The organism is Suttonella sp. (genome assembly GCF_056855035.1).
In genome coordinates this window covers 1-3399 of sequence record NZ_JBXGGR010000065.1, presented here as the reverse complement: position 1 = coordinate 3399, position 3399 = coordinate 1, and the positions used below count along the sequence as shown (strand labels likewise).

Sequence of the window (3399 nt, the reverse complement as noted above, 5' to 3'; positions counted from 1 at the left end):
GTTTTTGGAGTTTTACCAAAAGAAGGCTTGCAAAATTTAACGGCGTAAGCAAAAATTTCGAATGGCATTTGAAAGAATGCGAATGGCGCTGGAAGCAGAGTATTGATGATTTAGAAAAACATTTATGGTCGCTTCTGCAATAAATTATACCAATCACGCTGCTAGTCTAGAGCCTTGTTTATTCAAGCGTTAAAAAAGGAAAACTATGTTATTAACAAACTTCAAAAAAATAAGCGCTGTTTTAGCTTTAACAGCTTTCACAAGCCTGTTCACACAGGCGGAAACCGTAAAAATGGGGGTTGCAGCAGTTGCGCCGCCTTATAGTTTCCAAGGAGAAGGCGCTGTTCAAACCGGTTTCAAAGTCGAATTAATGCAGGCAATCGGCAAAGAAGCCGGCTTTGATGTACAAATCATTCCCATGTCGTTTTTATCTGCTATAAACGATTTGGAAAAAGGAGAAATAGACGTCATCGGGCACATATACGGCTCAAAAGAGCGTGAAGAACAATACAACCTCATCCATGTTTATGATGATGCTTATAAATTTTTACGCGTAAAAGAGAAATCCGACGATAATATCGAAACACCGCTATCAGATAATACCAAAGTTTCTGTAATCAGCGATTCGCCGCAAAATACGCAATTAGAGAGCATTAAACATGATCAATTGCCTAATATTGAAATTAATGCAGAAGATACAAATTTTCTGGCATTCAAAAACTTATTTTTAAAACGTTCTGACATTATGCTAGCACCGATTTCGGAAATTAACTATTTAAGAAATAACTATAAAGACTTTGATTTCCAAATTTTAGATATGCCCGACCAATACATACAAAGCACGTCTGTAAATTTTGCTATTAAAAAGGACAATGCCGATTTAGCAAATCGCATTCAAGCAGGCTTAGATACAGTAAAAGCAAACGGCACTTTTGATACTTTGTTAAAAAAATACAGTCTATAAATCTGACATGAACATAGCCCTTCTATATAATATGAAGGGCTGCATCAAAGCATTTCATATGTAGCATATTCACTTAATTCGCTAAAAGCTAAGAGGTAGAAATGTTAGGACTGAAATATTTAAGTAAATTTGCTGCAACGGTTTTGCTTAGCGCCTGTTTGCAGACAACAATACAGGCAGAAACGCTTAAAATGGGCGTCAACCATAATGCGCCGCCTTATATTTATCTTGATGAACAAGGAAAACTTACGGGGTTTACGATTGAACTGGCACAGGCAATCGGCAAGAAAGCCGGTTTTGAAGTTGAGGTCCTCGCCCTGCCTTTCGTATCAGTATTAAAGGCGATGAGCAATAAGGATATTGATATTATCGGTCAAATGTACGGCTCTGCCGAACGGGAAAAAATTTATAATTTTGTAAACAGTTATGACGATGAATTCAAATTCATTCGTTTATAAGAAAAAAATGCAGCGGATTTAGCCGCTCCTTTAAATCAAAATACCAAAGTGGCGGTGATTGAAGGTTCTCCGCAATTCAAAGAACTGCAAATCATGAAAGCGCAGGATTATCCCACTATTGAAATCCGCGATTCGGATACTAATTTCCTCGCATTTAAAGAATTATTTCAAGGTAAATCGGAAATCATGTTCGCCCCTATTTCAGAAATCAATTCTTTGTGCAATAATTATAAAGAATATGAATTCCAAATTCTAGATTTACCCGCACAATATACCCATATTCAAGCGATTTCAATTAATTATGCCACCCGCAAAGACGAAAATGATTTGCATCGGCGGATTGCCAAGGGCTTTGAAGCCGCCAAGGCAAACGGCGCTTATGCCGCCCTGCTTAAAAAGTACAATTTATGATGCAACCAAAATCATACCGCTATTTATAGTTGAAGAATTGAAAAAGTATTACGGCGTTAGCTCGCCTTACCGTACGCTCTTGTACTACTTCTTCACTTCTCCGACTATAACACAGCGGCTTTTTATTTGCGTTTGCAATAATCTCTTTTATTGAAACCCTTTTTTGATACTCGTATAATCTTGACGCTTTGTAGCTTGGCTACCGATTATTTTTTATTTTAAATCATTTATGTAGGTTTTTATGATTCAAGCTGTGATTTCCTCTGCAAGTTTTGCGGAACGCCGCCAGCGCTTACTCTCTCAACTGCCTGAAGATTCGGTCTTGGTATTGTTTGCCGCGCCGGAGGCTTTGCGCAACGGCGATGTACATTATCCTTTCCGCCAAAACAGTTATTTTTGGTATCTCACCGGTTTTCCCGAGCGTGATGCGATTGCCGTGCTGCGCAAACAGGGCAATGGGGTGCATTACACGCTGTTCAATGCGGTTCGTAATCCCGAATTGGAGATTTGGGAGGGCAAAATCATCGGGCAGGAAGGCGCGCTGGCAGATTACGCGGTCAATGAGGCTTATCCTCTTGAAGAAGCTGCACAGCGTTTGCCTAAACTCTTGGCGGACGGCACGAGAATTTATTCTGTTTTAGGCGTCAATTCCGCTAATGACCAACGCCTAAGCGAACTGCTACGCGAGGTTCATCGCCTCACCGGACGCGGCGGTGCGCCGATTGAGGGTTTGTTCGATATCCGCCGCGAGCTTGACGAAATGCGCATGATTAAATCGATTGAAGAACAAAATCTTCTGCATGAGGCGGGGCGTATTTCCGCTGCAGGACATCGCGCCGCCCTGCTCGCCGCACGTCCGGGAGCTTATGAATATACCGTGCAAGCCGCGCTTGAGGCGGAATTCCGCCGTCATCAAGGCTGCCATTGGTCATTTGCGAGCATTATTGCTTCCGGCGCCAATGCCTGCTGTCTGCATTACCACGATAATAATGCGCCGCTTAAAGACGGAGAATTGATTATGGTGGATGCCGGTGCGGAATTCGGCGGCTATGCGGGCGATATCAGTCGTACCGCGCCGATTAACGGCAAATTCAGCCGCCAGCAACAGGCGCTGTATGAAATCGTTCTTAATGCGCAAAAAACCGCGATTGCCAATGCCCGCGCCGGCATTCGCCATCTCGATTTGCACCGCCAAACCAGTATTTTGCTCATGCAAGGCATTATTGATTTGGGCATTGTGGACGGCAATGCGGAAGAAATGGTCGATAGCGGTGAAGTCAAACGCTTCTATCCGCACGGCACGGGGCATTGGTTGGGCTTAGACGTGCATGATGTCGGCATTTATAAAATTGACGGAGAATCGCGCATTTACCGCCCGAATATGGTAATTACCATTGAACCGGGTCTGTATTTACAGGCAAACGATACAACGATTGAGGAATCTTGGCGCGGCATCGGCATCCGTATTGAAGACGACATTATCATTACCGAAGGCGAAGCCGAAGTAACCACTGCCGATGTGCCGAAAGAAATCCGCGAAATTGAGGCTTTGTTAGCCGAGCGGCG

4 protein-coding genes and 1 pseudogene are annotated in these 3399 nt (G+C 43.1%); all 5 read left to right on the top strand.

Annotated elements, in window-relative coordinates; genetic code table 11:
- Positions 1 to 143, top strand: a pseudogene (locus tag ACJHVI_RS05940) (IS1595 family transposase); the annotation flags it as partial.
- 62 nt (positions 144 to 205) lie between these two features.
- A complete protein-coding gene (locus ACJHVI_RS05935) occupies positions 206 to 964 on the top strand; it encodes a transporter substrate-binding domain-containing protein (protein ID WP_483183750.1) in 759 nt (252 codons plus the stop codon).
- Positions 965 to 1065: 101 nt separating this feature from the next.
- Positions 1066 to 1422 carry a substrate-binding periplasmic protein gene (locus ACJHVI_RS05930; RefSeq protein ID WP_483183748.1) on the top strand — a complete coding sequence of 119 codons (357 nt, stop codon included), beginning with the start codon at positions 1066 to 1068 and terminating at the stop codon, positions 1420 to 1422.
- Between the two features lie 54 nt (positions 1423 to 1476).
- Positions 1477 to 1833 carry a type 2 periplasmic-binding domain-containing protein gene (locus ACJHVI_RS05925; RefSeq protein WP_483183747.1) on the top strand — a complete coding sequence of 119 codons (357 nt, stop codon included), beginning with the start codon at positions 1477 to 1479 and terminating at the stop codon, positions 1831 to 1833.
- Between the two features lie 241 nt (positions 1834 to 2074).
- On the top strand, positions 2075 to 3399 hold a 1325-nt coding region (locus tag ACJHVI_RS05920; RefSeq protein ID WP_483183745.1), incomplete at its 3' end, for an aminopeptidase P N-terminal domain-containing protein.